Origin of the sequence: Streptomyces sp. NPDC101490 (assembly GCF_044767145.1) — a bacterium.
Taxonomy (GTDB): Bacteria; Actinomycetota; Actinomycetes; order Streptomycetales; family Streptomycetaceae; genus Streptomyces.
In genome coordinates, this window is the sequence record NZ_JBIWNI010000017.1 from 117,820 (window position 1) to 144,642 (window position 26,823).

Below are 26,823 nucleotides of genomic sequence, written 5' to 3' on the forward strand. Positions count from 1 at the left end.
CGGTTGACGGGGAAACGGATGCCTGTTCCACTGGGCCCATGCATTCGCAGCAGCTCGTCACGCGCTCCCACATCGACTTCGGTCGCGTGTGGTCCTCTTCCTGTTGAGCCGTCCCGCTGCCCTGCCCTGCTGTTCCTCCTTCTCCGCGACGTCTTTCGTGACGCCTCTCGCGGCTCCTTCACCTGCGCGGCACTGAGCTCCGACTCCCCTCGCCCCACCTTTTCCGGCTCTCTTCAGCTGAAAGAGACCCATGCCTCTCACACCCCACCGTGAGTCCGCGCTGTCCGTGCGCAGGACCACGGCCGACGACCCTTTGGCGCGCCCGCTCCTCGACGAACTGGCGCACGAATATCTGTCCCGGTACGGCTCCGCGCACGATCTGAGCCGCTATCCGGCGGCGGAGTTCGCCCCTCCGCACGGCGCCTTCCTGCTCCTCCTGGAGCGGGGCGAGCCCGTGGCGGGCGGCGCGTACCGCCGTTACGACGACCGGACCGCCGAGCTGAAGCGGATCTGGACCCACTCGGCGCACCGCAGGCGCGGTCTCGCCCGCCGGGTCCTGACCGCGCTCGAACGGGACGCCGCCGACCGCGGCTACTCCCGTCTCTATCTGACGACCGGACCACGTCAGCCGGAGGCCAGGGGCCTCTATCTGGCGAGCGGCTACCGCCCGCTCTTCGACGTGTCCGCCGATCCCGAGTCGATCGGCCCGCTGCCGTTCGAGAAATTCCTGGAGAACCCGAGACCATGAGTACGCGTACGAGTTCCGGCACCGCCCACACCGCCCTCGTGTTCGGCCTGATCACCGCGGCCGCGCTCGGCCTCACGGCCTGCGCCGGCGGTGAGCCCGCGACGGCCCCCGCCGGGGCCGCGGGCGCTCCGGCCGCGGGGAAGGGCGCGCTCCCGACCGAGGACGTGGTGGCGGGGGTCCGGAGGAACGAGGCGGCGGTGAAGCTGCTCCCCGCCGATGTGCGCGGGCGGGGCAGTTTCACGCTGGCCTCCTCGGTGGCGACTCCGCCCAGCTCGACGTACCTGCCCGACGGGAGGACCGTGGTCGGGGTGGACGCCGACTTCGCGGCGGCCGTGGGGAAGGCGCTCGGCCTCGACGTGAAGCGCGAGGTGGTCGGCTTCGAGGCGATCCTGCCCGCGCTGGGCAGCGGCAAGTACGACGTGGGGACCGGGAACTTCGGTGTGACGGAGGAGCGGCGCAAGGCCATCGACTTCGTGACGTACATCAACGACGGCCAGGGCTTCGCGAGCCGGGCGGACAGTCCCCTGAAGGCGGTCACGGACCTGACGCAGCTGTGCGGTCTGAAGGTGGCCGTGAACGCGGGCACCACCTTCGAACGGACCCTGGAGCAGAACAAGGGCCGGTGCGCGGAGGCCGGGAAACCTGCGTACGAGGTGAACGTCTACAGCGAGACGGGGGCGATCTGGATGTCGCTCCAGCAGGGCCGCAGCGATGTGGTGATGAACACGATCAACGGCGTGCGGTACGCGGTGACACAGCAGCGGAACGTGAAGTTCCTCAACGAGTACCGGCGGCTCGACGTCGGTTTCGCCTTCAAGAAGGGCACCCCGCTCGCGCCCGCCTTCCAGGCCGCGGTCAACGGCCTGAAGGCGGACGGCACGTACGACCAGATCCTGAGGAAGTGGGGGGTGACGGGCTCGGGCATCGCGACCTCGCGGATCTCCCCGCCGGAGATCCCGGCGCCGACGAAGTAGCCGGAGCGCCCGGCCCGGGGGCCGTCCGGTCCGGAACCCGACCGGTCCGGGGCGCGCATGGCCCCGGGACCTGCCCGGTCCGGGACCTGCCCCGTCCGGGACCCGTCCCACCGGCGTCCGTCAGCAGTTGCAGCCGCAGTCGCAGCCGCCGCAGTCACCGCAGCAGCCGTCGCCCTCGCAGCACGAGGAGCAGTTGCCGCAGCAGTCACAGCAATCGCAGCAGCCGCTGGGGTCGCACTGCTGGCAGAGCCCCTCGCGCCGCTGGCGGCTCCAGGGGTCCTCGAAGGTCCCGCAGCACATCTGGCAGGTGCAGGCCATACCGACCCACAGGGCGCACCCGGCTATGAGCCCGCGCCGGTCCGGCGGACCGGGCGGCAGCGGTCCACCGGGGCCGCCGGGACCGCCGGGACCGGGTGCCCAGGGCCCGGCGGGGCCACCGGGCCCCTGGGGTGCGTACGGGTTGCCCGGGACGGGGCCGCCCGCCCCCGGGAGGGCGTCGCCGGGCCCCTGGGCGTGCGCGTGCCCCCGGTCCGCGCCCCGGGCGGTGTGGGAGCAGCTCGTGGTGCCGAAGGCGCGGTCGACGGAGGTGCGCAGTTCATGGGCGAGCAGGACGTGGACCAGCTTGCCGTCGGTGAACTCGGCGTCCCTCAGGGCGAGCCGGACGCCGTGCAGGGCGTCGTCGGCGAGCCTGCGGGCCTCCGCGCGGGAGGTGCCGGTCGCCGTGAGCGGGTTCCAGGCGCCGTTCGCCGCGTCGGCGGTCTGGTCCTCGACGGCGTCCAGGAGGTGGGCGAGGCGGCCGAAGAGCCGTCCCGCCTCGGCGAGCGGTCCGGCGTTCTCCGGCCGTCCGGCGAGGACGGCGGTGTGCGCGAAGGCGGCGGCGGTGGCGGTCTCGGTGGGTTCGGTGACGGTGAGCAGCGGGGTGCCGGGTCCGGCGAGGGTCTCGATGCCGGTCTGGCGGTCGACGGCGTCGACGAGGACGGCGGTGTCGAAGCCGAGGGTCCGGCCGGTCCGCGCGCCCGCCCGGTCCCAGGAGCGGGCGACCCGGCGCGCGGCGGCGGCGACCGGGCGGCGGGCCAACAGGCCGTCGCGGTCGGCGACGTGGTCCCGCACCTTCGCCGAGGCGAGGACGAGGGAGACGGCGGCGGCGAGCCGGGCGCCCTCGCCCCGGGCGACGGGAGCGGTGCGCATGCCGCGCAGCGGACAGGGTCCCGCGGTGCGGCGTCCGGTGGCCGTCGCACCGGTCTGAGCCTCCGTCAGGACCGAGACGATGAGCCCGTCGTAGTTGGTGACGATCCGCGCGAACTGCCCGTGATCGGCACGCAGGGCGAGGCAGAGGCCGCAGAGGTGGGCCATCCACTCGACCTTGAGGCCGTCGGTGAGGCGGTGTGCGCAGGGTCTGACGATTCCGAACAAGGACTCCCCCGTGAGTCTTGGTCTGGCCGATTCCGAGTGGCCGGTGAGCGGCCACGCGGCATCGTAGCGAGCGGGTTGTTCACCCGTACGCGCCCATCGTCACCCGTCCAGACCGACTTTCATATTTTCATCTGCATGGCCCTCCCTCAGAGGCCGTATACCGTATGTTTCCTGACGATTAGCCAGCACATGTCGCTCACGTTCTGCACCAGTACCGTCACGAATCCCCTGCGCGCCGACTATCCACTTGGCGCGCGATCCGCATCATGGACGACGATAGGGATTGCGGAACCACAAGTGACCGCGCTGAAAGGAGGCGTCCATGGGATCGGTGCGCAAGGCGAGTGCCTGGCTGGGACTCGTCGAGGACAACGACGAGCGTTACTACGACGACGAGTACGCCGACGGTGCCGAGAGCGGCGAGGCCTGGGTGACGGACCCCCGGGTCCGGGTGGCCACGGACACCGCCGAGGACCGGGGCCGCCGGATCGCCACCGTCTCCCCGGACGGCTTCCGGGACGCCCGGAGCATCGGTGAGCTCTTCCGGGACGGCGTCCCGGTGATCGTGAACCTGACCGCGATGGAGGGGAACGACGCCAAGCGCGTGGTCGACTTCGCCGCCGGTCTCGCCTTCGGCCTGCGCGGTTCGATCGAGCGGGTGGCGACCCGGGTCTTCCTGCTGACCCCCGCCGACACCCGGATCATCACCGGCGAAGCGGGCCGCCGCCGCGAGGACGGCTTCTTCAACCAGAGCTGACCGGGTCCGCCGGACCGGCCGGGCACCTCTTCGGGGTCAGTGCCCCGGAAGCCCCGAACCGGCGGGCTCGTTCGCTTCCCGGGTCGCGGGCACCCGCGGCCCGGTGACACCGTCCACCGCGCCCGGCACGGCCTTCCCGCCCGGCAGGGTCTTCCCGCCCTGCGCCTCGGCTCCGGCCGCCGCGTCCGCCACGGAGTGCGGCGCCCGCGCGGGCTCCGCCCCGGCGGGCCCCGCATCGGTCCCGGGCTCGGGCTCGGCATCGGGATCGGCCGGACACTCCATCACCCGGGGCAGCCGCAGGGCCATCAGCGCGCCCAGGAGCAGCAGCCCCGCGCTCACGAAGAGCGTGACGTGCAGCCCGTCCACGAAGGCGTGCCGGGCCGCCTGGTGCAGGGCCCCGCCCGCCGCGCCGCCGAGCTGCCCGGCGACCTGGTAGGCCTCCCCCAGCGAGTTCGCGGCCGCCCTGCTCGCCTCCGCCGGGACCCCGGGGACCGAGGCCAGCCCGGGGGCATAGGCCGCGTTCATCACACTGCCGAGCAGCGCGATGCCCATGCCCGCACCGAGCTGGTACGAGGTCTCGCCGATCGCCGCGGCCCCGCCCGCGCTCCGCTGCGGCGCCTCGCTGAGCATCGACTCGTACGCCGAGAAGAGCGTGGTCTGCAGGCCGAAGCCGAGCAGCACGAAACCGGTGGTGAGCAGCAGCGGCCGGTCGTGCTGCCCCATCAGGGTGAGCAGCAGCACGGCGACGGCGGTCAGGACGAAGCCCCAGCCGACCATCCGCCGGGGCCCGATCCTGCGCAGGGTGTACGAGCCGGTGGCACCGGCGGCCATGGCGGCGAAGGTCAGCGGGAGCAGCCGCAGCCCGGTCTCCAGGGGGCTGAGGCCGAGGACCAGCTGGAGGTACTGGACGGCGATCAGCTCCAGGCCGACCAGGGCCAGCATGGCGAGCACGATGCAGCCGACCGAGGTGGTGAAGGCCGTCCGGGAGAAGAGCCGCATGTCGATGAGCGGGTGCGGGCGCCGCTTCTGCCGCCGGGCGAAGAGGATCAGGAGGGCGGCGCCGATCAGCAGCGGACCGGCGGTCGGCAGGGCCAGGACGGGGTCGCCCGCGCCCGCGCGCTTCACCCCGAGGACGCAGCCGAGGACGCCCGCGGCGGCCATGAGGGCGCCGAGGACGTCCCAGGGGCCGTCGGCGGAGCCGCGGGACTCGGGCAGGAGGCGGCGGCCGAGCGGCAGGATCAGGGCCATCAGCGGGATGTTGATGAGGAAGACGGAGCCCCACCAGTAGTGCTCGACGAGGAAGCCGCCGAGGACGGGCCCGGCGGCGGCGCCTATGGCGGCGACGGCGGTCCAAACGCCGATGGCGGTGGCGCGTTCCCGGCGGTCGGGGAAGACCGCGCGGAGGATCGAGAGCGTGGCGGGCATGATCATGGCGCCGCCGACGCCGAGCAGCGCGCGGGCCGCGATCAGCACCTCGGGGGTGGTCGCGAGCGCGGCGACCGCCGAGGCGATGCCGAACAGCCCGTAGCCGAGCAGGAGGACCCTGCGCCGTCCGACCCGGTCCCCGAGGGTGCCGAAGAGGATGAGGAGGGAGGCGCAGACCAAGGGGTAGGCGTCGACGATCCAGAGCAGCGCGGTGGAGCTGGGGCGCAGGTCCTCGGTGACCGAGGGGACGGCGACATGGAGGATGGTCGCGTCGAGGGCGACCAGGAGGAGGCTGACGCAGAGGACGACGAGGACGACCCAGCGGTTGGCACCGCCGTCGGCGGCACGCGGTCGTGCTGGGGCCGTGTGCGTCCGCGACATGTACGTACCTCCCAGTGGAACTCTCGCGCTCGGCGGGTCCTGACCAGGGCGTATGGCCCCGGGGCGGTCCGGCATCGACGGGCGAGCGAGCCGTCAGCGTACGCGAGTTCAAGCCTCGAGCGCGTGGCGCAGCTCTCACCCCGGCGGGGCTCGTGGTGTGGCGTGCGCCACTCCGACCCGTCCGCGCGTCGCATGGAATTCCGTACGGACACGCGTGTGAAACGAATTCCGTACGCTCAAACACTCTTCCGGATTTACCCCTGCGGCATTAGGGCGGAAGGTCATCCGATTTCCTGACGGACGCCGGGAATAGGCCGCTCGATGAGACCCGTTCCACATCACATCAACATCACGAAGGGAGCGGATCGACCGGGTCTGCTTCTCACTCCCTGTAACGTCGATTGGGTGCGTACCGACATCTTTGCCCGGCTGGACCGGGAGCCGGAACCGCCGAAGATAGAGGTCCCGGGGATGACCCGCACGCGTCTCGCCCTCTTCGGCGGGACGTCGGCGTTCTATCTCGCCATCGTCGTGGCCGTCCTGCTGTCGACCTGGCTGGTGACCCTGGACTGGAAGATCATGCTCTTCCGGCCCTACCAGCAGTGGCCCGAGCTGCACGGCTTCCTCGACTACTTCGTCGTCCTCGGCCAGCGCGGCCCCACGGCCGTCATGGTGGCCGCCTGGCTCGGCTGGCGCTCCTGGCGCCAGCACAGGCTGCGCCCGCTGCTCTGCCTCGGCGCCGCCCTGCTGCTGCTGAACGTCTCGGTCGGCGCGGTCAAACTCGGACTCGGCCGTCTCGGCCCCCACTACGCGACGCAGATCGGCTCGGCCGAACTCTTCGCCGGCGGCGACATATTCCCCTCGGGTCACACCGCCAACGCGGTCGTGACCTGGGGCATCCTCGCCTATCTGGCCACCACCCCCCGGGCCAGGCGCTATCTGTCGGCGCTCTCCGCCGTGGTCGCGCTCGGCGTCGGCCTGACCACCGTCTACCTGGGCACCCACTGGCTGAGCGACGTCCTGCTCGGCTGGGCCGCCGGGCTGCTGGTCCTCCTCGCCCTGCCCTGGTGCGAGCCGGTCATCGCGGTGGCGGAGTCGTGGATCCTGACCGCGCGCGACCGGATCAGGGAGCGGCTGCGGGACCGCCGCCGTCTCGTCCCCTCGCTCCCGGTGGCCTCCGGCGGCCCGCGTCCCGGGTTCTTCCCGCCGCGTCCGCAGGGCTCGGAGGAGCCGGTGGGAGTGGCCGGCGGGCGCCGCACCTCGGCGACCCGGGGCTGATCCGCCCCCCCCTCGTACGCAGAAGGGCCCCGGCCGTCATCGGCCGGGGCCCTTCTCCGTGCCCACCGCGTGCCCGCCGGTCAGCCCGCCCAGCAGCGGGTGACGGTGCCGCGCTCGACCTCGAAGTTGAGACGCCCCTTGAGGTACTCCATGGTGATGATCGAGCCGGGGGGCAGGGACCTGACCGTGGTCCACCCCCGGGACCTGGCGAGCCGCTCGGCTCGGTCGGCGTCGAGGCCCACATAGGACTCGGGGGCGTCGCCGGACGGACGGGGAGTGCGCGGTGTGGGTGCCATGACCCTCACGTTAGTCCTTCGGCGGTCACGCTTGTGTCACAAGTTCTCGACATATGTCTGGTTCACCAACGGTCACCGGGAAGGGCTGTTTTCGGCCGCTTCTCCGGCAATTCCGCGCACGGTCCGCCGATACGCGGGAAGGTCACGGAAATCGGGCCGGAACACGCGCAACTCTCCGTTCCCGCCGAGGGTCCCCGCCGAATTGCCCGACGGCGTCCCCCACGAGGAACTCACGCTTCCCTTACAGAATGCTTACGGCGTACGGGAGTTCGGCGCGCCCGGACGAAGACGGCTCACGCGCCCCCGGCGGACCCTTCGCCCGGCCGGCCGAGGGAGTCACCGGACCGGTCGAGGGCGCGGGACAGCAGATCCCTGAGCGCCCTTACCCGGTCGGCCAGTTCCGGTGGATCGATCACCTCGAAGTCGAAGCCGATCATCGACACGTGGATCACCATCACGTCCAGGCCGTGGGCACCGGTCCGCAGCAGACAGCTGTCCTCGCCCTCCGCCGTGAGGACCCCGTCGGCCGCGCCGACCGCCTCGGCGGCCACCGCGAGCGGCACGTGCAGCCGGACGGTCGCCGTGGTCGGGTACACGGTGGTGGACACGCCCTTCGCCACATAGGCGGCCAGGTCCTCGGCGGGCGGCTCGCGCGGCGGGAACCGGGGGCCGTGCGGCGGGGTGGGCACGATCCGGTCGGCCCGGAAGGTGCGCCAGTCCTCCCGGTCCACGTCCCAGGCCACCAGGTACCAGCGGCGTTCGCTGCACACCAGGCGGTGCGGCTCGACGGTCCGGCGGGTGACCGTCCCGCCGTGGTCGCGGTACTCGAAGCGCAGCCGCTCCGCGTCCCGGCAGGCGTGGGCGAGTTCGGTGAGCACCGCCGGGTCGATCCGCTCGCGCGGGGTGCGCAGCATGGGCACGGTGAAGTCGTTGAGGGCGCTCACCCGGCGCCGCAGCCGCCCCGGCAGGACCTGTTCCAGTTTGGCCAGGGCCCGTACGGAGCTCTCGCCGATGCCCTCGACGCCCTGCCCCGCGGCGGCGCGCAGGCCCACCGCCACCGCCACGGCCTCCTCGTCGTCGAGGAGCAGCGGCGGCAGTTCGGCCCCGGCGCCGAGCTGGTAGCCGCCACCGGTGCCGGGACTGGCGTTGACCGGGTATCCGAGGGCGCGCAGCCGGTCGACGTCCCGCCGGACGGTCCGGGGCGTGACGCCGAGCCGTTCGGACAGCGCGGCCCCGGACCACTCCCGGTGGGCCTGGAGCAGCGAGAGCAGACGCAAGAGGCGTGCCGAGGTCTCCAACATGGCACCGAGTCTCCCAGCCCTCGCGGACAGATCCGGTCCGCGAGGAGCACGGGGATGCCCCGGGACGGCGGGCGGCCGGGCGCCGGGCTCCCGCCGGGCGGGCACCGTCCGGGCCTCCGGCGCGCCCCGGCAGAGGGCGTGGCCACGGCGCACTCGGACCCGGCGTACGGACGGGCCGTCCCCGCTCCGGCTCGGCCGGTGGTCCCGGCACACGCCGACCGGGGCCCCTGCCCGGTCAGCGGAAGCGGCGGACCTGGCGCCCGGCCTTCGCCTTCAGGGTGTACACGGCGTCGACGGCACGGCCGGTCAGCCGGTGGGCCGCCGCCCGCCCCGGCCCGTGGGTGCGGGCTCTCGCGCCCCGCTCGACCAGTTCCGTCCACAGGGCCTCGTGCCGGGCGGCGATCCTGGCCGGGTCGAAGCGCTCGGACGCGGCGAGCGCCGCGCGCGCGGTCCTGGCGCGCAGTTCCCCGTCCTCGACGAGCCCGCGCAGCGCCCGCGCGAAGGCGGCCGTGTCGTCGACCGGCACCAGGAAGCCGTCCACCCCGTCCTCGACGATCTCGCGCGGTCCGTGCGGGCAGTCGGTGGAGACCACCGGGAGTCCGCAGCGCATCGCCTCGACGATGGTCATGCCGAAGGACTCGCGCTGCGAGGTCACCGCGGCGATCGAGCCCTTGGCGAGCTCCGGTTCGAGCGGGGTCACCGAGCCCATGAGGAAGACCTGCCCGCCGAGGCCCCGGCTCTCGATCTGCCGGGTCAGCGGCCCCTTGAGGTTCTGCACGGCGTCCCCGGAACCGTAGATCCGCAGCTTCCAGTCGGGGTGGTCGGCGGCCACCTCGGCGAAGGCGTCGATCAGCAGGTCGTACCGCTTGACGCCGGTCAGCCGTCCGGCGGCGACGACGGTCCTCGACGCGGGGTCGGCGGGCCCCGCCGAGGGCGCGGGCACGCTGTTGGGCACGGACTCGATCCGTACGCCGGGCAGCCCGAGCCGCCGGTACGCGCGGGCGTCCGCCTCGGTGACGGTCGTGACGGCGTCGAGGAGCCGGTACTCGTGGCGGATGTCCCGGCGCAGCCGGTGGCTGTGCCCGTCGAGGATCAGGTGTTCCTGGCCGACGAGGACGGGACCCCGCCGGGCCTGCCGGGCGAGGTGGACGTTGAGCCCGGGGCGGGTGGCGACCAGGACGTCGGCCTCGACACCGCGCAGGTGCTCGCCGATCCGGGCGTCGGTGAGCGCGCTGTACTGCTTCCAGCGTCCGTCGCCGCGCGGGAAGACCTGGGCGGGACGGTGGAAGTCGGGGTGGTCGCCGTCGTACCCCGGGCTGTCCTTGCGGACGTCGACGAGGTGACGCAGGGTCACCCCCGCGGGCAGCCCGAGGAGCGGACGGTCGCGGTGGCGGAACACCGAGACGATCTCGACCTCGTGACGCCCCGCCAGTTCCTCGGCGAGGGTGAAGGTCGTCCGGATGGTGCCGCCGTAGTGGTAGCCGTTGTGGAGCAGAAAGGAGATACGCATCGCGCTGCCGGTTCCCCCCGGTCAGTTGATCGGTCGCCCGACTGTACTTGCCGGTGGCGGACGGCCGCCCGGGGGCGTGGCCGGAGCTCCCCCGTGCGGGCCCGGGCAGGTGCCGGAGACGGCCCGGCGCCGTCTCAGAGGGGCGCGATCCGCAGCATGGCGCCGATGACGAGCCGGTCCGGATCGGGGCCGATCAGCTCCCGGTTCGCCGCGTAGAGGGCCTGCCAGCCGCCCTCGACGCCGAAGCGGCGGGCGATCGAGCTGAGGGTGTCGCCGCTCCGCACGGTGTGGACCCGCCCGCTCAGGCCGTACCGCTTCGAGCAGACGGACCACGCGTCCCAGCCCTGGGTGCGGAGCACCTCCTCCGCGACGCTGATCTGCTGCGGGCGGGTCGCCAGGTCGGCGCGCCGGGCGTACGCCTGGCCGCCGTGCTCGACCCATGTCGGCTGCCAGAACTGGAGTCCGCCGTAGAAGCCGTTGCCGGTGTCGGCGTGCCAGTCGCCGCCGGACTCGCACTCGGCGACACATCCCCAGGGCCATTGGTCGGCGGCGCAGGGAGGGGAGGGTGCGGCGGCGGCCGTGCGGAGCCCGCCGGAGACGTGCCGCGGCGCGGTGGACGTCTCCCCGGCCGGGCCCCCGGCGCGCGCCGGAGCCGGGGCCAGGGTCAGCAGCGCGGCCATGGCCGACACCACGAGGGAACCGGCCGTACACCATCGGATCTTCGACATCGGGGCAGGCTAGGCAGCCCCGGACGGCCCCGGTCCGTGGCGCGCGGAACACCGCGCGCGCCCCACCCGGTCGGAGTCACCCGCCCCGGCGCACGCGCCCCGGGCAAGTTCCCCGGCTTCCACGCGTGACCCCCGCCGATCCTGACCCGTTGAACCCGGCATGGGACGCCCGGGATCGGCCCGGCGTCCCCCGTGTCTAGTCCAGGGAGTCCCCCGTGCCGCGCATGCTCGACGTCAGCGAGGACGTACGCGCCGAGATCGGCGACGAAGAAGCGGACCGGCTGCTCGCCGGTGACAACACCCCGGGCAGCTACGACTGCACCTCCTGCCGCACGCCGGGCGACTCCGACCAGGAGCGCACCAGCACGGTGCTGTTCGTCGGCGACGAGACCGCGGTCCTGGCGTTCGCCCACGCCAGCTGCATCCCGTCGCAGGTCGTCCGGGTCGCCGAGGAGCAGCTCCAGGGCGCCGTGGCCTCCATCACGGCGGCGGACACCGCCGACGCGCTGTCCGCCGCCCACCCCGAGCAGGCGGTGCTCGGCGTGACCAGCGGTCTCGTCCTGATCGACGGCGAACTGCACCCGGCGCTGGTCGTGGAGCCGACCGCGCCGGTCGCCCGTCCCGGTGCGGACGGTCTGACCGACGAGTTCCTCCCGCTCCTGGCCGAGCAGGGCTTCCATCCCGTCATGGACCTGAGCCAGAGGCCCGCGGTGCTGCCCGGCTGGTCGGTCCTGGTCGCCATGGGCCAGTTGCACTCCGTGCTGCAGCCCGGCCCCGGCGGCGCGGGGCAGGCCGCCTGGTGGCAGGCGCACCAGCCGCTCCAGGTCACCGAGGGCTGGCGTGCGGCGGCCAACAAGTCGCACACGGTGCTCGTCTTCGCCGCCCCGGTCGGTTCGATCGGCCAGCAGCCGCGCGAGGACCTGCTGCGCGACGCGCTGGAGAAGGCGGCGGCGAACGGGCGGCTGGTCGCCGCCGCGATGCCGCTGGCCGGTACCTGATGGAGGACGGCCGCACGGCCATAGGGCGGGCAGGGGGTTCCGGGCCGCCGCTCGGTCCCGGACCCTCGGGCCCGGCGGGACCCTCGGGACCGGCAGGACCCTCGGGACCGGTGGGCGAAGGCGCGGGCGGCCCGGTGGGCGGTCGGCGGGGAGGGCCGGTGGGAGGCGGGACGCCGACCGTTCCGCGCCCCCGGCGCGCGCCCCTTTCGGAGAGCCGCCCGCATCCGACGGGCGGCGGGGTCGTTGGCACCTACGTGCACTCATACGACCCGTTCCGCCCCCCGTACCCGAATCCGATCCCCGCGATGCGTCCCGCGCGGGACGACTCCTCGGGCGGCTCGCCCACGCCGATCTACGACGCCCTGTACGCGGAGTACCGCAGGTCGTTCCGCACCCTGCCGGGTGATCGCAGCAACGAGGAGGAGCTGAGATTCCGGGCCTTCGGGACGCAGGTGAGCACGGGCCTGTACGGGACGGGGACGGGGCAGTCGTACCACCGGTACGCGGCGCACCCTCCGGCGTGGTCCGCGCAGCCCCCCGCACAGGCGGCGCTGCCACCGGGGCCCCGCCGGGGTTACTGAGGGCATCGGGGGGACGGCCGAGGGCCGGGGCGTGTCGTACGCCCCGGCCCTCGGCCGTGTCCGGTTCCCCGTCGCCTACTTCTTGCGGCTGCGCTTCTCGCGCACCCGCACCGAGATGTGGATCGGGGTGCCCTCGAACCCGAACTCCTCACGGAGACGGCGCTCGATGAAGCGGCGGTAGCCCGCCTCCAGGAAGCCGGAGGCGAAGAGCACGAAGCGGGGCGGCTTGGTGCCCGCCTGCGTACCGAAGAGGATGCGGGGCTGCTTGCCGCCGCGGACCGGGTGCGGGTGGGCCGCGACGATCTCACCGAGGAAGGCGTTGAGCCGGCCGGTGGGGACACGGGTCTCCCAGCCCGCCAGCGCGGTCTCGATGGCCGGGACCAGCTTCTCCATGTGACGGCCGGTCTTGGCGGAGACGTTGACCCGGGGGGCCCAGGAGACCTGCTGCATCTCGGTCTCGATCTCGCGCTCGAGGTAGTAGCGGCGCTCCTCGTCCAGCTCGTCCCACTTGTTGTAGGCGATGACGATGGCACGGCCCGACTCGACCGCCGTCGTGATGATGCGCTGGTCCTGCACCGAGATGTTGTCGGTGGTGTCGATGAGGATGACGGCCACCTCCGCCTTCTCGATGGCGGCGGCCGTGCGCAGGGAGGCGTAGTAGTCCGCGCCCTCCTGGAGGTGGACCTTCTTGCGGATGCCCGCGGTGTCGACGAACTTCCACGTCACGCCGCCGAGCTCGATCAGCTCGTCGACCGGGTCGCGGGTGGTGCCCGCCAGCTCGTTGACGACGACCCGGTCCTCGTTCGCCACCTTGTTGAGGAGCGAGGACTTGCCGACGTTGGGGCGGCCGATGAGGGCGATGCGGCGGGGGCCGCCGACCGCGTCGCCGAAGCGCTGCTCGGGGGCCTCGGGCAGCTTCTTGAGGACCTCGTCGAGGAGGTCGCCGGTGCCGCGGCCGTGCAGCGAGGAGACGGGGAACGGCTCGCCGAGGCCCAGGGACCACAGCATGGTGGCGTCGGCCTCGCCGGACTGTCCGTCGACCTTGTTGGCGGCGAGGACGACCGGCTTCCCGGCGCGGCGGAGCAGCCTGACGACGGCCTCGTCGGTGTCGGTGGCGCCGACGGTGGCGTCCACCACGAAGAGACAGGCGTCGGCGGCCTCGATGGCGTACTCCGCCTGGGCGGCGACGGAGGCGTCGATGCCGAGGACGTCCTGCTCCCAGCCGCCGGTGTCGACGATCTTGAAGCGGCGTCCGGCCCATTCGGCCTCGTAGGTGACGCGGTCGCGGGTGACGCCCGGCTTGTCCTCGACGACGGCCTCACGGCGGCCGATGATGCGGTTCACCAGGGTCGACTTGCCGACGTTCGGCCGGCCGACGACGGCGAGGACGGGGAGCGGGCCGTGACCGGCCTCCTCGATCGCGCCCTCGACCTCGTCGATGTCGAAGCCCTCTTCGGAGGCGAGCTCCATGAACTCCGCGTACTCGGCGTCGCCAAGTGCCCCGTGGTCGTGCTGGTCGTTCATGAAGTCCGTTCCTTGATCATTCGTGGTCGGTGGGTCCCCGGGCCGCGGGGCCCACTACTGAGAGTCTCGCTCAGCGCCCGGTGAGGCGCCTGGCGTTTTCCAGGTGGGCGGTGAGCTTCCCCTGGATGCGTACGGTGGCCTCGTCCAGCGCCTTGCGGGTGCGGCGGCCGGAGCCGTCGCCCGCCTCGAAGGCGTCGCCGAAGACGACGTCGACGCGGCCGCGCAGCGGAGGCAGGGCCTTGACCAGCCGTCCTCTGCGGTCGGTGCTGCCGAGCACGGCGACCGGGACGATCGGCGCCCCGCCGCGGACGGCGAAGTACGCCAGGCCCGCGCGGAGCGAGGCGAAGTCGCCCTCGCCCCGGGTGCCCTCGGGGAAGATCCCGAGGACGCCGCCCTGCTCCAGGACGCCCAGGGCGCCCGCTATCGCGGTGCGGTCGGTGCCCTCACGGTCCACCTTGACCTGCCCGATGCCCTCCAGGAAGCCGCCGAGCGGGCCGACGAACGCCTCCTTCTTGATGAGGAAGTGCACGGGCCGGGGCGAGGTGCCCATGAGCATGGGGCCGTCGATGTTGTGCGCGTGGTTGACGGCGAGGATGACGGGACCGGAGGCCGGTACCCGCCAGGCGCCGAGGACGCGCGGCTTCCAGAAGCCGTACATCAGCCCGATGCCGATGCGACGGCCGATGACGGCGCCCTTCTCCGAGGGCGGGGTCACTGGGCGGCCGCCCGCTTCCGCACACCCGTGCGCCGCTCGTCCACCAGAGTGACGACGCACTCGATGACCTGGTCGAGGGTGAGCTCGGTGGTGTCGACCTCGACGGCGTCGTCGGCCTTGGCCAGCGGGGAGGTCTTCCGGCTGGAGTCGGCCGCGTCCCGCTTGACCAGGGCTTCCCTGGTGGCGCTGACGTCGGCGCCCTTCAGCTCGCCGGAGCGGCGGGCGGCACGGGCCTCGGGCGAGGCGGTGAGGAAGATCTTCAGGTCGGCGTCGGGCAGGACGGTGGTGCCGATGTCCCGGCCCTCGACGACGATGCCGTGCGCGGCGCTCTTCGCGATGGAGCGCTGGAGCTCGGTGATGAGGGTCCGCACCTCGGGGACGGCGCTCACGGCGCTGACCTTGGAGGTGACCTCCTCGGTCCGGATGGGACCGGCCGCGTCGGCGCCGTCCACGGTGATGGTCGGCCGGGCCGGGTCCGTACCGGAGACGATGACGGGCTTGGCGGCGGCGTTGGCCACGGCGTCGGCGTCGTGGACGTCCACCCCGTTGCTGATCATCCACCAGGTGATCGCCCGGTACTGGGCGCCGGTGTCGAGGTAGCTCAGCCCCAGCTCGGCGGCGACCGCCTTCGAGGTGCTGGACTTGCCCGTGCCGGAGGGCCCGTCGATGGCGACGATCACGGATTCCACGGTGGGAACACCTTCCTGGGGTGAGCGGCGGGGCCCGGCGGAGTCGCGGGGGCCTCCACAAGGTTACCGAGTCCCACGCACCCGTTCGGCCCAGGCCGTGCCCGGCCGGGCCGGGACCCGCCGGCGGCGCCCGCCGTCACGGCGGCGGGGCCGGTGGCCGGGACCCCGCCGGACCGTGCTCTCAGCCCGTCCGCAGGGCCCAGCCGCGCTCCTGGAGCGCCTTGCCGAGGACCGGGGCCTCCGAGGGCTCCACCATGAGCTGGACGAGACCCGCCTGCTGCCCGGTCGCGTGTTCGATGCGGACGTCCTCGACGTTGACCCCGGCGCGCCCCGCGTCGGCGAAGATCCGGGCCAGCTCGCCCGGCTGGTCGCTGATGAGGACGACGACGGTCTCGTAGACGGCGGGGGCGGCGCCGTGCTTGCCGGGGACGCGGGCGCGTCCGGCGTTGCCCCGGCGCAGGACGTCCTCGACGCCCGAGGCGCCTTCCCTGCGCCGGTCCTCGTCGGCGGACTGGAGGGAGCGCAGGGCGCGGACGGTCTCGTCGAGGTCGGCGGCGACGCCGGAGAGGACGTCGGCGACCGGGCCCGGGTTGGCGGAGAGGATGTCGATCCACATGCGCGGGTCGGAGGCGGCGATCCGGGTGACGTCCCTGATGCCCTGTCCGCAGAGCCGTACGGCCGACTCCTCGGCCGCCTCCAGGCGCGCGGCGACCATCGAGGAGACCAGCTGCGGGGTGTGCGAGACGAGGGCGACCGCCCGGTCGTGGGCGTCGGCGTCCATGACGACGGGGACGGCCCGGCAGAGGGCGACGAGTTCCAGGGCGAGGTTGAGGACCTCGGTGTCGGTGTCCCGGGTGGGGGTGAGGACCCAGGGGCGGCCCTCGAAGAGGTCGGCGGTGCCCGCGAGCGGCCCGGAGCGCTCCTTGCCCGCCATGGGGTGGGTGCCGATGTACGGGGTGAGGTCGAGGCCCCGGGCCGCGAGCTCCCGCTGGGGGCCGCCCTTGACGCTGGCGACGTCGAGGTAGCCGCGGGCGAGCCCGGCGGTCATGGCCTCCGCGAGGGTGGCGGCGACGTGCGCGGGGGGCACGGCGACGACGACGAGGTCCACCGGGCCCTCGGGGGGTGCCTCGGTGCCCGCGCCGAGGGCGGCGGCCGTGCGGGCACGGGACGGGTCGTGGTCGCGGAGGTGGACGGTGACGCCCCTGCCCGCGAGGGCGAGGGCGGCGGAGGTGCCGATCAGTCCGGTGCCGATGACGAGCGCTGTTCTCACGGGGTGATGTCCTTGCGCAGGGCGGTCGCGGCGCCGGGGCGGGCGGACGCGGTCCGGGGCTTCGGGAGGCCGGTCCCGACACGGGCCAGGGCGTGTTTCAAAAGTGGCGCCGTCTGTCCGGAGGGCAGGCCTGGCGGCGTCTGGTGCGTGCGATCGCAAGGCGGAGGGTCGCCCCGGTACTGGATGTATCGGGGTGATCCCGACAACGCGGCGAGCGTGCGTGCCAGACGCCGCCAGGCAGGCGGGACTTTCGAAACACGCCCTAGGGGGCGGGCGGCCGGGGGCGTCAGGCGTTCGGCGCGGGGGGCTCGGGCGCGGATCAGGTCGGCTGGGCCCGTGGCCCGTCCGCCCGTGGTCCGTGCGGAAACGGTCGGTGCGGGGGCGGTCCGTGAGCCTGGCGTCCGTACGGTGTCCGGACGGCCGGGAACGGCGGCGGACCGGGGGCCGAGGGGGCCGCCGGTCACCGACGCGCCGGGTGCGGGGACGGCGGGTACGGGAACGGCGGCGAGCGGCTCCCCGCCCCGCTCACACGGGTGTCCGGCACCGTCCCGGTCCCGCCGGACGGTTCCTCGGACCGCTCGTACCGCCACGTCGTGACTCCCTCGTCTGCGTCAGTGCTCCGTTCAGCCTAGTCAGGGCCCGGTCCGGGGTCGCGCGGCGCCCGCCCCGCGAGACACGGCGCACGGTCGGACCGGAGTGGCGGCCCGCCTTCGGACGGCATCCTCCGGGGAGCCTCAGGCAGCGCGCCGGTGGGGGTGGGCCCGTCGACGGCCCGCGTGACCCCATGCCGGTACCGGCGACGAGCCGATATCCGTTACCGGTGACTTCCCGATACCGGTCACCCTGGCACCGGTCACTCCTGATGGCGGTACGGCTCCGCGCGGACCGTCCGATACGCGCGCCACGGCGTGGAACACGCCCAATCTCGTCCGAACCGAGGGGTCCCGCCACTCGACGGCGGTGCGCCCGGCGGTCCCGCCACGCGGTAGAACTGTCGGCATGCTCCTGCACGTCGTACCCCTGGCCGACTGGTCGGCCGCCCCCGAGGGCCCCTACGCCCCCGCGTCCCTCGCGGCCGAGGGCTTCGTCCACTGCTCGGCGGACGGACCGGCCGCCCTCGCGGTCGTGGACGCCCACTACCGGGAGGTGCCGGGGCCGCTGCTCGTCCTGGTGATCGACGAGGAGCTGCTGACCTCCGAGGTCCGCCGGGAGGGATCGGGCGGGACGCTGTTCCCGCACGTGTACGGGCCGGTGGAACGGACGGCGGTCACCTCGGTCCTGGAGGTACGGCGGGACGCGGACGGCCGTGTGCGGGAGCTGGTCCCCCGGGCATAGGGCTTCCCCTCCGCGCCGGGCAAGGGCCGGGCCGGGTCCGACCCGAGCCGGGCACGGGACCGGGCGGGGTACGGGACCGGGCGGGGCCTTCCGGGCGCGCCCCGGGGCGTGTCGCCCGGTCCTCCGCCGGTCCGGCGCCAAGCTGGCCGTATGACTTCACACGCCACCGGCCGCCGTACCGTCCTGCTCACCGCCGCCGCGCTGACGACGGGCTGCGGTGCGAGCGGCGGGGGCGGGGGCGGCACGGACACCGGGACCCCGGAGGCGAGCGCCCCGGCCACGACGGGCGGCGGCTCGTCGGAGGCTCCCGGGGGCACCGTCCTGGCCAGGACCTCCGAGATCCCGGTCGGCGGCGGCACGGTCTTCGCCGACCGGAAGGTGGTCGTCACCCAGCCGAAGGCCGGGGAGTTCAAGGCGTTCTCCGCGGTCTGCACCCATCAGGGCTGTCTCGTGGACAAGGTCGCCGACGGCACGATCGACTGCCCCTGTCACGGTTCCCGGTACCGGATCGCGGACGGTTCGGTGGCGCGGGGCCCGGCGCCCCGGCCGCTCCCGGCGGAGCGGATCACCGTCTCCGGGGAGGAGATCACGCTCGCGTAGCCTGAGCCGTATGACCCCGGACGAACTGGTGCGCGACCACACGATCTACTCCTGTGTCATGGGCTCCCGCGCGTTCGGTCTCGCGACCGAGGACAGCGACACGGACCGCCGGGGCGTCTATCTCGCCCCGGCACCGCTGTTCTGGCGCTTCGGCAAGCCCCCGGCTCATGTGGAGGGGCCCGCCGAGGAGCAGTTCAGCTGGGAGCTGGAACGGTTCTGCGAGCTGGCCCTGCGCAACAACCCGAACGTCCTGGAGTGCCTCCACTCCCCCGTCGTCGAGCACGCCGACGCCCTCGGCCGCGAGCTGCTCTCGCTGCGCGGCGCCTTCCTCTCCCGGGGGGCCCACACCACCTTCGTCCGGTACGCGCAGGGCCAGCGCCGCAAGCTGGAGGCGGACGTGCGCCAGTACGGCCGTCCGCGCTGGAAGCACGCCATGCACCTGCTGCGGCTCCTGGCGAGCTGCCGGGACCTGCTGCGCACCGGCGAGCTGCGGATCGACGTCGGCGAGGACCGCGAGGCGCTGCTCGCGGTCAAGCGCGGCGAGGTGCCCTGGCCGGAGGTCGAGGCCCGGATGAACCGGCTCGTCGAGGAGGCCGACCGCGCCCGCGACACCACCCCCCTCCCGGCCGCCCCGGACCGCGCGAGGGTCGAGGACTTCCTGGTCCGCGCCCGCCGCACCACGGTCTGAGAGCCCCGGAGCCGCTCCGGACACGTCTCAGAAGGCCACGAGCCGGGCCCGTACGACGAGGTCGTGCAGCAGGTCGTGGGCCTCCGGTGCCTCTCCCAGTGAGGACGCGTCCCGGGCCGCGTCGAGGACGGCGTGCAGGGCCTCCGTCTCGGCCCTGACCTCCTCGACGTCCACCTCGGCGGGCCCGTGTTCCGCCGCTGCCTTCGCGGCGACGAGACCGGGCAGCCGGGCGGGCGCCTCGGGAACCTCCTCGACGAGCGTCGGCAGATGGGCCTGCACCTCCCCCGCGCGCATGAGGTGGATGCCGGTGAGCAGCGCCCGGTAGGTGTAGAGCAGCGGCTTGAGTTCGCCGCCGCTCTCGAACAGCCGCCACTGCGTCCCGGCGAATCCCCGGTAGTGGTGGGCGTGGTGACGGGTGAGCACCCGGGGCACCAGGGAGACCAGCTCCGCGTGGACGTCCGTGGTGTGCGCGACGAGCGGGGAGGTGAGCTGCTCCAGGACGTAGCCGTTGCGGCGGAGCATCAACCGGACGAACTTCCGCAGGTCGTGGGTGACCAGGTCCATCTCGACGCCGTCCCTGTCCCACATCCGGCCCCGGGTCTCCTCGGGTTCGCGGAGCCCGATGAGGGCGTCCACCGGGAGCAGGTGGACGCCCCGCAGGTCCACGTCCGAGTCGTGGGACGGGAAGCCGTACAGATGGGCACCCGAGACCGTCGCGAAGAGCAGTGGGTAGGGCTGTTCGGCCACGACGGCGGCGAGGTCGGTGTCGAGGGCCGTGCCCGCGGTGCCCGCGGTGTCCAGGGTGAGCGTCATGGATCAAGCATCCCAGAGCGCTCCGAAGCTCAGCAGGTCGCTCCGGTGCTCGATGTGCTCCTCCCACTCCTTCGGCCAGGCGTCGCCACCGAGGTGGGCCCCGGCGAAGGCCCCCGCGAGGGCGGCGATCGAGTCGGAGTCGCCCCGGGTGCAGGCGGCCCGGCGCAGGACGGTGAGGGGCTCGCCGGGGAAGAGGAGGAAGCAGAGGAGGCCGGTGGCGAGGGCCTCCTCGGCGATCCAGCCGTCACCGGTGTACGTACAGGGGTCGAGCTCCGGGTCCGCCGTGCGCTGGACGGCGTCCAGGCGTTCGAGGACGGCCAGGCACTCGTCCCAGCCGCGCCGGACGAAGGACTCGGCGGAGGCGTCGTGGGAGCGGGTCCACAGGTCGCCGAGCCAGCGCTCGTGGTAGCGGGAGCGGTTCTCGTACGCGTACGAGCGGAGCTGTCCGACCAGTCCCGCCGGGTCGGCGCCCCGGGCGAGGAGGTGCACGGCGCGGGCGGTCAGGTCGGAGGCGGCGAGCGCGGTCGGGTGGCCGTGGGTCAGTCCCGACTGGAGCTGCGCGGCCCCCGCCCGCTGCTCCTCGCTGAGCCCGGGGACGAGTCCGATGGGCGCGACCCGCATGTTGGCGCCGCAGCCCTTGGAGCCGATCTGGCTGGCGTCCTGCCAGGGCCGGTCGCCGTCGAGGAGTGCGCAGCCCCGGAGGCAGGTGTTGCCGGGGGCACGGTTGTTCTCCGGCGAGTGGTACCAGGCGACGAACTCCTCCCGCAGGGGCCGGGCCAGGCTCGACGGGGCCAGGACGCCGAGGTCCGTGGCGGTGCGGACGGCCCGCGCGAGGGCGAGGGTCATCTGGGTGTCGTCGGTGATGTACGCCGTGCCGTTGCTGACGGGCAGGGCCGTCTCCCGCCAGGGCCCGCTCTTCGCGAGGATCGCGGGCACGTCGTTGAACTCGGTCGGGAAGCCGAGCGCGTCGCCCAGCGCGAGGCCGATCAGGGAGCCCGTGGCGGCGCGCTTGGTCGCGGGGTGGGTGGGGTTCATTCGGTCGGTCCTTCCGGTCGCAGCAGTGGCGGGTGGAGGGCGGTGGCCCCGCCCGCCCGGTAGAGAGCGGCCGGTTTCCCGCGTCCGCCGGTGAGGCGCGGAGGTCCTTCGACGGCCCGGACGAATCCGGGCGTGGCGAGGACCTTGCGCCGGAAGTTGGGGCGGTCGAGCGGGACGCCCCAGACCGTCTCGTAGATCTGCCGCAGCTCGCCAAGGGTGAACTCGGGCGGGCAGAAGGCGGTCGCGAGACAGGTGTACTCCAGTCGGGCGCCGACCCGCTCGTGGGCGTCGGCGAGGATGCGGTCGTGGTCGAAGGCCAGCCCCCGGACGGTGTCGTACGGCATCCAGCGCGCCTGGGCCGCGTCGCCGCCGCCGCGCGGTTCGGGCGGGTCGGGGACGAGTGCGGTGAAGGCGACGGAGACGACCCGCATCCTCGGGTCGCGCTCGGGTGCGCTGTAGGTGCGGAGCTGTTCGAGGTGGAGCCCGGCGACGGTGGTGTCGGAGAGTCCGGTCTCCTCGGCGAGTTCCCGGCGGGCGGCCAGCTCGGCGGACTCCCGGGGCAGGACGAAGCCGCCGGGCAGCGCCCAGGCTCCGGCGTACGGCTCCCGGCCGCGCTCGACGAGCAGGACGTGGAGGCGTTCCTCGCGGACGGTGAGGACGGCGAGGTCCACGGTGACGGCGAAGGGCTCGAAGGCGCGGGGGTCGTACCCCTGGGGTGTCCGGTGTCCGTTCATCGGGGTTCCTCCGGCGGTTCGGTGAGGCCCCAGCCCTCGGCGAGGAGGGCGTCGACGGCGGCGACCGCCGCCGCGAGCCGCTCCTCGTGCGGGCCGGTGAGGACGGCCGTACGGCGGCCGGTGCGGGTGAGCTGGGTGAGGAAGCGGGCGGTCATCCAGGGCCGCAGCCGGTCGCCGTCCCGGCGGGCCGTGTCCCCGGTGGGTTCGTACGGGACGCCCCGGTGGTCGGTGAGCAGCCAGAGGTGCTGGCGGCCCCGGGCGGCGATCTCGCCGACGGCGGGGCTGCTGGTGCCGGTGTGGCGCTCGTGCCAGATGGTGGTGGCGAAGGCGTCGGTGTCGCAGAAGAGGACGGGGGCGCCGTCGCGGGCGGCCTCCTCCTCCCGATCGGCCCGGCACTGGGCGAGGACGGGGAAGTCGACGGAGCGCGGGGGGCGGTCGTGGTGGCGGGCGCCGGGGGCGTCGTCCTCGTGGCCCGCCACGTACCGGGTGCGGGCCCAGACTCCGCCGCGCCGCCGGTAGTGGCCGGTGAGGGCGAGGGTCATGGTGGTGGCGCCGGTGGACTCGGCGCCCAGGACGACGACCCGCCGGGTGAGGGCGGCGCGCACGGGCGGCGCGAGGTGGTCCCAGCAGCCGGCGGGGTCGGCGCGGACGGCTTCGGAGGCGGGGAGGCCGAGGTGTCCGGAGTCGACGCGGACGGTCGCGGCGCCGAGGCGGCGGCCCGGCTCCTCCGGGTGGGCCGCCGAGGTGAAGACGGCGTCGATACGTTCGGGCACGGCGGCCCGGAGGGCGGCCGCGCGGGCGGTCGGGGTGTCGGCGCCGTCGGCGGGGGCGCCGACGACGAGGGCGTCGGGGTGCGTCTCGCGCATCCAGGCGACGCGCTCGTCGAGGGTCAGGGAGTCGGCGGCGGAGGCGCGGACGAGGACGGTGAGCCGTTCGCAGCGCTCGCGGGCGGTGGCCACGAGGTGGTGGTGACCGGCGTGCGGCGGATGGAACCTGCCGACGACCAGACCGTGCCCGTAACGCTTCACGCGTCGGCCCTCGGAGGTACGGCCGCCCGTCCGGGCGGCGGGCCGGGGAGGCGGGCGCGGCGGACTCCCGGGGCGGGGCACGGGGACTCGGCGGTACCGCCCTGGCGGGCGGCCCCACAGGTGGCGGCGGGGCCCGGGGAGCGTACGGCTTCGGAGGCGCCCCGGCCTTCGAGCGGGCGTACGCCTCCGAAGGCCCCCGCCCCGCCGGAGGCGCGCACGCCTCCCGGGGTCCGTACTCCTTCGGGCGCGCGGGCCGCTCCCGGTGTCCTCACCGGCCCCGCCGCGCACGGCCGTGGCCTTCCGGGGCGCGTGGTGTGGCGCCCCGGAAGGGGGTCGGAGCCTGGTCCACCCCCGTGGGTCCAGGTCCACCGGCCGCGCGGGGCGGGGGCGGTGAGGACGGTCCTGGGGCGGTTGCCGACGCGGGACCCGACCCGGTGGAGGAGCGGGGTCCGGGATTCCGTCGTGTTCACGAGCCGCACACCCCCTCCTTAAGAGTCACGTTGACTATAAAGGTGGGCGGAGGGCGGCCACAAGACCGGAAGCACCCTCGGATCGGATCAGCCGACAGCCCTCACCCCCGTCGGACGACCGGCTCCCGCACCCGGATCCACCCGGCGGCCCCTCCCTGCCCGGACCGGCCGCCCGCGCCCCCGGACCGGTCGGCCGATCCGCCCTCCCGCGTCCGGATCGGCCGGTCGGCCCCCGGACCGGCGGCAGGCGCACCGCGCACCACCGTCGCGCACCACCGCGACCACCGGGCCAACGACCCCGCGCGGGAGGCTGGGCCCACACAGCGGGAGGCTGGGCCCGCACATGGGGGAAGCCCGTGACCGCCTGGCGGTCACGGGCTTCCCTGCCGTTCCTGTCGTACGGGCCGCCCGTCGGGGCGTCCTACGACGGCACGGGTGCTACATGCCGACTTCCTTCATCAGCATGCCGACCTCCGTGTTGGTGAGGCGGCGCAGCCAGCCCGACTTCTGGTCGCCCAGGGCGATCGGGCCGAAGGCCGTACGGACCAGCTTCTCGACTGGGAAGCCCGCCTCGGCCAGCATCCGGCGCACGATGTGCTTGCGGCCCTCGTGCAGCGTGACCTCGACCAGGTAGTTCTTGCCGGTCTGCTCAACCACGCGGAAGTGGTCGGCGCGCGCGTAGCCGTCCTCCAGCTGGATGCCGTCCTTGAGCCGCTTGCCGACCTCGCGGGGCAGCGGGCCGGTGATGGCGGCCAGGTAGGTCTTCTTCACGCCGTACTTCGGGTGCGTGAGGCGGTGGGCCAGCTCACCGTGGTTGGTGAGCAGGATGATGCCCTCGGTCTCCGTGTCGAGACGGCCGACGTGGAAGAGCCGGGTCTCACGGTTGTTGACGTAGTCACCGAGGGACTGACGGCCGTCCGGGTCCTCCATCGTGGAGACGACACCGGCGGGCTTGTTCAGGGCGAAGAACAGGTGCGACTGGGTGGCGACGGTCAGGCCGTCCACCTTGATCTCGTCCTTCGCCGGGTCGACGCGCTTGCCCTGCTCCAGGACGATCTCGCCGTTGACCTCGACACGGGCCTGCTCGATCAGCTCCTCGCAGGCGCGCCGCGAGCCCATTCCGGCGCGGGCCAGGATCTTCTGCAGGCGCTCGCCCTCCTGCTCGGCGCCGGGGAAGGTCTTCGGGGTGCGGACCTCGGGGCGCCCCTCGTACCGTTCCCGGTTGCGCTGCTCGATCTTGGCCTCCAGCTCGCGCGAGCGCGCCGGGGCCTGCCGCTGCCCGTGCGGGCCACGACGGGGCGGGGTGCCGCCCTGGGGGGCCTTGGGGCCGCCCTTGGCGCCACCGCGGGCCGCCGTGCCACGGCCCTTCTTCGGGGGCTCGACGGGGGCGCTCACGTCGTAGGAGCGCTCCTCGGGGCGGGGTCGGCGCGGGTTGCTCGGACGCTTCTGGTCGTCCCGGCCGCCGCCCTGGTAGCCACCGCCGGAGCCGGAGCCGCCCTGGTAGCCGCCACGGGACCCGGAGCCGGAACCGCCCTGGTAGCCACCACGGGACCCGGAGCCACCGCCGGAGCCGCCCTGGTAGCCACCGCCGCCGGAGCCGGAACCACCCTGGTAGCCACCACGGGAGCCGGACCCACCGCCGGAACCACCACGGGGCCCGGAACCGGAACCGCCCTGGTAGCCGCCACGGGACCCGGAGCCACCGCCGGAGCCGCCCTGGTAACCGCCGGAGCCGGAACCACCCCGGCCGCCGCCACCACTGCCGCTGCCGGAGCCCCGGTAGCCGCCGCCCCCGCCGGAGCCGCCCCGGCCGGAGCCGCCGCTGCTGCCGCCGCGGCCGCCGCTGTTGCCACCACGGCTCCCGCCGTTGTTTCCGCTGCTGTTCCTGCCGCTGCTGCTTCGCATCAAACTTCCGTCTTGTCGTCGTCCTCACGATCCGGCATGTCCGGATCGAACGACGGGACCCCTTCCAGCGAGTCCGGCTCCACCGCCTCCGCATCGGGGAGGAAGGGCGCCAGCTCGGGGAGCTCGTCCAGGCCGCGCAGGCCCATCCGCTCCAGGAAGTAGTTCGTCGTCCCATACAGGATCGCACCTGTTTCGGGTTCCGCGCCCGCCTCCTCCACCAGACCCCGCTGGAGGAGGGTGCGCATCACGCCGTCGCAGTTGACCCCGCGCACGGCGGAGACCCGGGACCGGCCGACCGGCTGGCGGTACGCGACGACCGCGAGCGTCTCCAGGGCCGGCCGGGTGAGCCGGGCCTGCCGGCCCTCCAGGACGAAGGCCTCGACCGCCGCCGCGTGCTCGGGGCGGGTGTAGAAGCGCCAGCCGCCGGCGACCCGCCGCAGCTCGAAGCCCCGGCCCTGCGCGGTGTACTCCTCGGCCAGCTCGCGCAGGGCGTCCGCCACCTCGGCGGGGGCCCGCTCCAGGACCTTGGCGAGGTGCTCCTCGGCGACGGGCTCGTCGACGACCATGAGGACGGCTTCGAGGGCGGGCTTGAGGTCGCTCATGCCGGTTCCTCCGGGACGGGGGTCGGGTGGTCGAATTCGTCCGTGACGCGGGCCTCGGCGTCGCCGCCGGTCCAGGAGACCGTGAGGTCCCCCAGGGCGGTCTCCTGGTCGAGGGCCACGGCCCCGTCCCGGTAGAGCTCCAGGAGGGCGAGGAAGCGGGCCACGACGGTCAGGGTGTCGTCGCCGACGTCCTCGATCAGCTCCCGGAAGAGCACGGCACCGCGCTCCCGCAGCAGGGCGACCACCACGGCGGCCTGCTCGCGGACGCTGACCAGCGGGGCGTGGACGTGGCCGATGTCGACCCGGGGCTCGGGCCGTGGGCGCATGGCCTCGGCGGCGAGGCGGGCGAGTCCCTCCGCGCCGAGGGAGAGGACGACCTCGGGGAGCAGCGCGGCGTGCTGCGGTTCCAGTCCTGCGGTACGGGGGTGGCGGCGGCCCTCGGCCTCCCAGCGGTCCGCCAGGATCGCCGCGACCTGCTTGTACGCGCGGTACTGGAGGAGCCGGGCGAAGAGCAGGTCGCGGGCTTCCAGGAGGGCGAGGTCGGCCTCGTCCTCCACCTCGGCGGCGGGCAGCAGCCGGGCGGCCTTGAGGTCGAGGAGGGTGGCGGCGACGACCAGGAACTCGGTGGTCCGGTCGAGGTCGCCGTCCGGTCCGAGGGCCCGCAGATGCGCCATGAAGTCGTCGGTGACCCGGGAGAGGGCGATCTCGGTGACATCGAGCCTGTGCCGGGCGATGAGCTGGAGGAGCAGGTCGAAGGGGCCTTCGAAGTTCGTCAGCCGGACGGTGAACCGCCCGCTGTCCTCTCCGGTCCGGGTCCCCCGCGCGGCTCCGGCGGGTCCGGCCGGGGCCGGGAGGGCGGTGGGGGCCGTCGGCCGTGCGGGGCTGCCGGGAGGCGGCGGAACGGCCCCTCCCGGTCCCCCCGGGCCGCCGCCCCGGAGGCGGCGGCGCGGCGGGCGGGACGTTTCGTCAGGAGCGTGGTGCATGGAGGTCCAGGGAGAACGGGGAGCGCGGCAGCCCGCAGGCTA

25 protein-coding genes and 1 pseudogene are annotated in these 26,823 nt (G+C 74.1%); 9 read left to right on the forward strand and 17 right to left on the reverse strand.

Features of this window, described 5'->3' with window-relative positions; genetic code table 11:
• The first annotated feature begins 250 nt into the window (after positions 1-250).
• Together ACIRQY_RS26140 and ACIRQY_RS26145 are read left to right on the forward strand one after the other, a co-directional pair.
• The gene (locus ACIRQY_RS26140; protein WP_351788938.1) at positions 251-748 is read left to right on the forward strand and encodes a GNAT family N-acetyltransferase; all 498 of its coding nucleotides are present in this window, start codon (positions 251-253) and stop codon (positions 746-748) included.
• Entirely contained in the window at positions 745-1,722 is a 978-nt protein-coding gene (locus ACIRQY_RS26145) for an ABC transporter substrate-binding protein (RefSeq protein ID WP_403929888.1), read from the forward strand. The genes ACIRQY_RS26140 and ACIRQY_RS26145 overlap by 4 nt, the downstream gene beginning before the upstream one ends.
• 120 nt (positions 1,723-1,842) lie before the next feature.
• On the opposite strand, the gene ACIRQY_RS26150 is transcribed toward ACIRQY_RS26145, so the two are convergent.
• On the reverse strand, positions 1,843-3,135 hold the full coding sequence (locus ACIRQY_RS26150; RefSeq protein WP_403929891.1) for a DUF5685 family protein: 1,293 nt from the start codon (positions 3,133-3,135) through the stop codon (positions 1,843-1,845).
• Between the two features lie 322 nt (positions 3,136-3,457).
• Between ACIRQY_RS26150 and ACIRQY_RS26155 the strand changes: the two genes are divergently transcribed.
• Entirely contained in the window at positions 3,458-3,892 is a 435-nt protein-coding gene (locus ACIRQY_RS26155) for a cell division protein SepF (protein WP_351788946.1), read from the forward strand.
• 36 nt (positions 3,893-3,928) lie between these two features.
• On the opposite strand, the gene ACIRQY_RS26160 is transcribed toward ACIRQY_RS26155, so the two are convergent.
• Positions 3,929-5,698 (reverse strand): MFS transporter, encoded by a 1,770-nt coding sequence (locus ACIRQY_RS26160; protein WP_403929895.1) that lies wholly within the window; start codon positions 5,696-5,698, stop codon positions 3,929-3,931.
• Positions 5,699-6,103: 405 nt separating this feature from the next.
• On the opposite strand from ACIRQY_RS26160, the pseudogene ACIRQY_RS26165 reads away from it, so the two are divergent.
• Positions 6,104-6,973 (forward strand): annotated as a pseudogene (locus ACIRQY_RS26165) (phosphatase PAP2 family protein); the annotation flags it as partial.
• A gap of 83 nt (positions 6,974-7,056) precedes the next feature.
• Here ACIRQY_RS26165 and ACIRQY_RS26170 read toward each other — a convergent pair.
• The 4 genes from ACIRQY_RS26170 to ACIRQY_RS26185 all read right to left on the reverse strand — a co-directional run bounded on the left by ACIRQY_RS26170 (position 7,057) and on the right by ACIRQY_RS26185 (position 10,811).
• Complete coding sequence (locus tag ACIRQY_RS26170; protein ID WP_351788954.1) at positions 7,057-7,272, reverse strand: I78 family peptidase inhibitor; 216 nt, start codon at positions 7,270-7,272, stop codon at positions 7,057-7,059.
• Positions 7,273-7,565: 293 nt separating this feature from the next.
• Entirely contained in the window at positions 7,566-8,573 is a 1,008-nt protein-coding gene (locus tag ACIRQY_RS26175) for a helix-turn-helix transcriptional regulator (protein WP_403929899.1), read from the reverse strand.
• A gap of 235 nt (positions 8,574-8,808) precedes the next feature.
• Complete coding sequence (locus ACIRQY_RS26180; protein ID WP_351788960.1) at positions 8,809-10,083, reverse strand: glycosyltransferase family 4 protein; 1,275 nt, start codon at positions 10,081-10,083, stop codon at positions 8,809-8,811.
• 134 nt (positions 10,084-10,217) lie between these two features.
• A complete protein-coding gene (locus ACIRQY_RS26185; protein ID WP_403929902.1) occupies positions 10,218-10,811 on the reverse strand; it encodes a transglycosylase family protein in 594 nt (197 codons plus the stop codon).
• Between the two features lie 215 nt (positions 10,812-11,026).
• Here ACIRQY_RS26185 and ACIRQY_RS26190 point away from each other — a divergent pair, with 215 nt between their 5' ends.
• Both ACIRQY_RS26190 and ACIRQY_RS26195 read left to right on the forward strand, forming a co-directional pair.
• Positions 11,027-11,809, forward strand: coding sequence for a hypothetical protein (locus ACIRQY_RS26190; protein WP_351788966.1), 783 nt, complete (start codon positions 11,027-11,029; stop codon positions 11,807-11,809).
• 305 nt (positions 11,810-12,114) lie between these two features.
• The gene (locus tag ACIRQY_RS26195) at positions 12,115-12,390 is read left to right on the forward strand and encodes a hypothetical protein (RefSeq protein ID WP_403929905.1); all 276 of its coding nucleotides are present in this window, start codon (positions 12,115-12,117) and stop codon (positions 12,388-12,390) included.
• Positions 12,391-12,465: 75 nt separating this feature from the next.
• Here ACIRQY_RS26195 and der read toward each other — a convergent pair whose 3' ends face one another.
• From der to ACIRQY_RS26215, 4 genes are all read right to left on the reverse strand, one after another.
• Positions 12,466-13,914, reverse strand: coding sequence for a ribosome biogenesis GTPase Der (der, locus tag ACIRQY_RS26200; RefSeq protein WP_351788969.1), 1,449 nt, complete (start codon positions 13,912-13,914; stop codon positions 12,466-12,468).
• Between the two features lie 70 nt (positions 13,915-13,984).
• On the reverse strand, positions 13,985-14,572 hold the full coding sequence (locus ACIRQY_RS26205) for a lysophospholipid acyltransferase family protein (protein ID WP_351789042.1): 588 nt from the start codon (positions 14,570-14,572) through the stop codon (positions 13,985-13,987).
• 53 nt (positions 14,573-14,625) lie between these two features.
• Entirely contained in the window at positions 14,626-15,309 is a 684-nt protein-coding gene (gene cmk / locus ACIRQY_RS26210) for a (d)CMP kinase (RefSeq protein WP_351789045.1), read from the reverse strand.
• A 190-nt stretch (positions 15,310-15,499) separates the two neighbouring features.
• Positions 15,500-16,588 carry a prephenate dehydrogenase gene (locus ACIRQY_RS26215; protein ID WP_351788972.1) on the reverse strand — a complete coding sequence of 363 codons (1,089 nt, stop codon included), beginning with the start codon at positions 16,586-16,588 and terminating at the stop codon, positions 15,500-15,502.
• 999 nt (positions 16,589-17,587) lie between these two features.
• Here ACIRQY_RS26215 and ACIRQY_RS26220 point away from each other — a divergent pair.
• From ACIRQY_RS26220 to ACIRQY_RS26230, 3 genes are all read left to right on the forward strand, one after another.
• Positions 17,588-17,923 carry a DUF952 domain-containing protein gene (locus ACIRQY_RS26220; RefSeq protein ID WP_403929909.1) on the forward strand — a complete coding sequence of 112 codons (336 nt, stop codon included), beginning with the start codon at positions 17,588-17,590 and terminating at the stop codon, positions 17,921-17,923.
• 150 nt (positions 17,924-18,073) lie between these two features.
• Positions 18,074-18,523 (forward strand): Rieske (2Fe-2S) protein, encoded by a 450-nt coding sequence (locus ACIRQY_RS26225; protein WP_403929912.1) that lies wholly within the window; start codon positions 18,074-18,076, stop codon positions 18,521-18,523.
• Positions 18,524-18,533: 10 nt separating this feature from the next.
• Positions 18,534-19,211, forward strand: a complete 678-nt coding sequence (locus tag ACIRQY_RS26230; protein ID WP_403929915.1) for a DNA polymerase beta superfamily protein — start codon at positions 18,534-18,536, stop codon at positions 19,209-19,211.
• 27 nt (positions 19,212-19,238) lie between these two features.
• On the opposite strand, the gene ACIRQY_RS26235 is transcribed toward ACIRQY_RS26230, so the two are convergent.
• From ACIRQY_RS26235 to ACIRQY_RS26265, 7 genes are all read right to left on the reverse strand, one after another.
• Complete coding sequence (locus tag ACIRQY_RS26235; RefSeq protein ID WP_403929918.1) at positions 19,239-20,024, reverse strand: DNA polymerase beta superfamily protein; 786 nt, start codon at positions 20,022-20,024, stop codon at positions 19,239-19,241.
• Positions 20,025-20,027: 3 nt separating this feature from the next.
• The gene (locus ACIRQY_RS26240; protein ID WP_403929921.1) at positions 20,028-21,059 is read right to left on the reverse strand and encodes an ADP-ribosylglycohydrolase family protein; all 1,032 of its coding nucleotides are present in this window, start codon (positions 21,057-21,059) and stop codon (positions 20,028-20,030) included.
• Positions 21,056-21,793, reverse strand: a complete 738-nt coding sequence (locus ACIRQY_RS26245) for an NUDIX hydrolase (protein ID WP_403929924.1) — start codon at positions 21,791-21,793, stop codon at positions 21,056-21,058. The genes ACIRQY_RS26240 and ACIRQY_RS26245 overlap by 4 nt, the downstream gene beginning before the upstream one ends.
• Entirely contained in the window at positions 21,790-22,821 is a 1,032-nt protein-coding gene (locus ACIRQY_RS26250; RefSeq protein WP_403929927.1) for an AAA family ATPase, read from the reverse strand. The genes ACIRQY_RS26245 and ACIRQY_RS26250 overlap by 4 nt, the downstream gene beginning before the upstream one ends.
• A gap of 908 nt (positions 22,822-23,729) precedes the next feature.
• The gene (locus ACIRQY_RS26255; RefSeq protein WP_403929929.1) at positions 23,730-25,196 is read right to left on the reverse strand and encodes a pseudouridine synthase; all 1,467 of its coding nucleotides are present in this window, start codon (positions 25,194-25,196) and stop codon (positions 23,730-23,732) included.
• A complete protein-coding gene (scpB, locus tag ACIRQY_RS26260; RefSeq protein WP_351788994.1) occupies positions 25,196-25,798 on the reverse strand; it encodes an SMC-Scp complex subunit ScpB in 603 nt (200 codons plus the stop codon). Before scpB ends, ACIRQY_RS26255 begins: the two co-directional genes overlap by 1 nt.
• On the reverse strand, positions 25,795-26,781 hold the full coding sequence (locus ACIRQY_RS26265) for a segregation and condensation protein A (protein ID WP_403929932.1): 987 nt from the start codon (positions 26,779-26,781) through the stop codon (positions 25,795-25,797). The genes scpB and ACIRQY_RS26265 overlap by 4 nt, the downstream gene beginning before the upstream one ends.
• Positions 26,782-26,823: the final 42 nt, after the last annotated feature.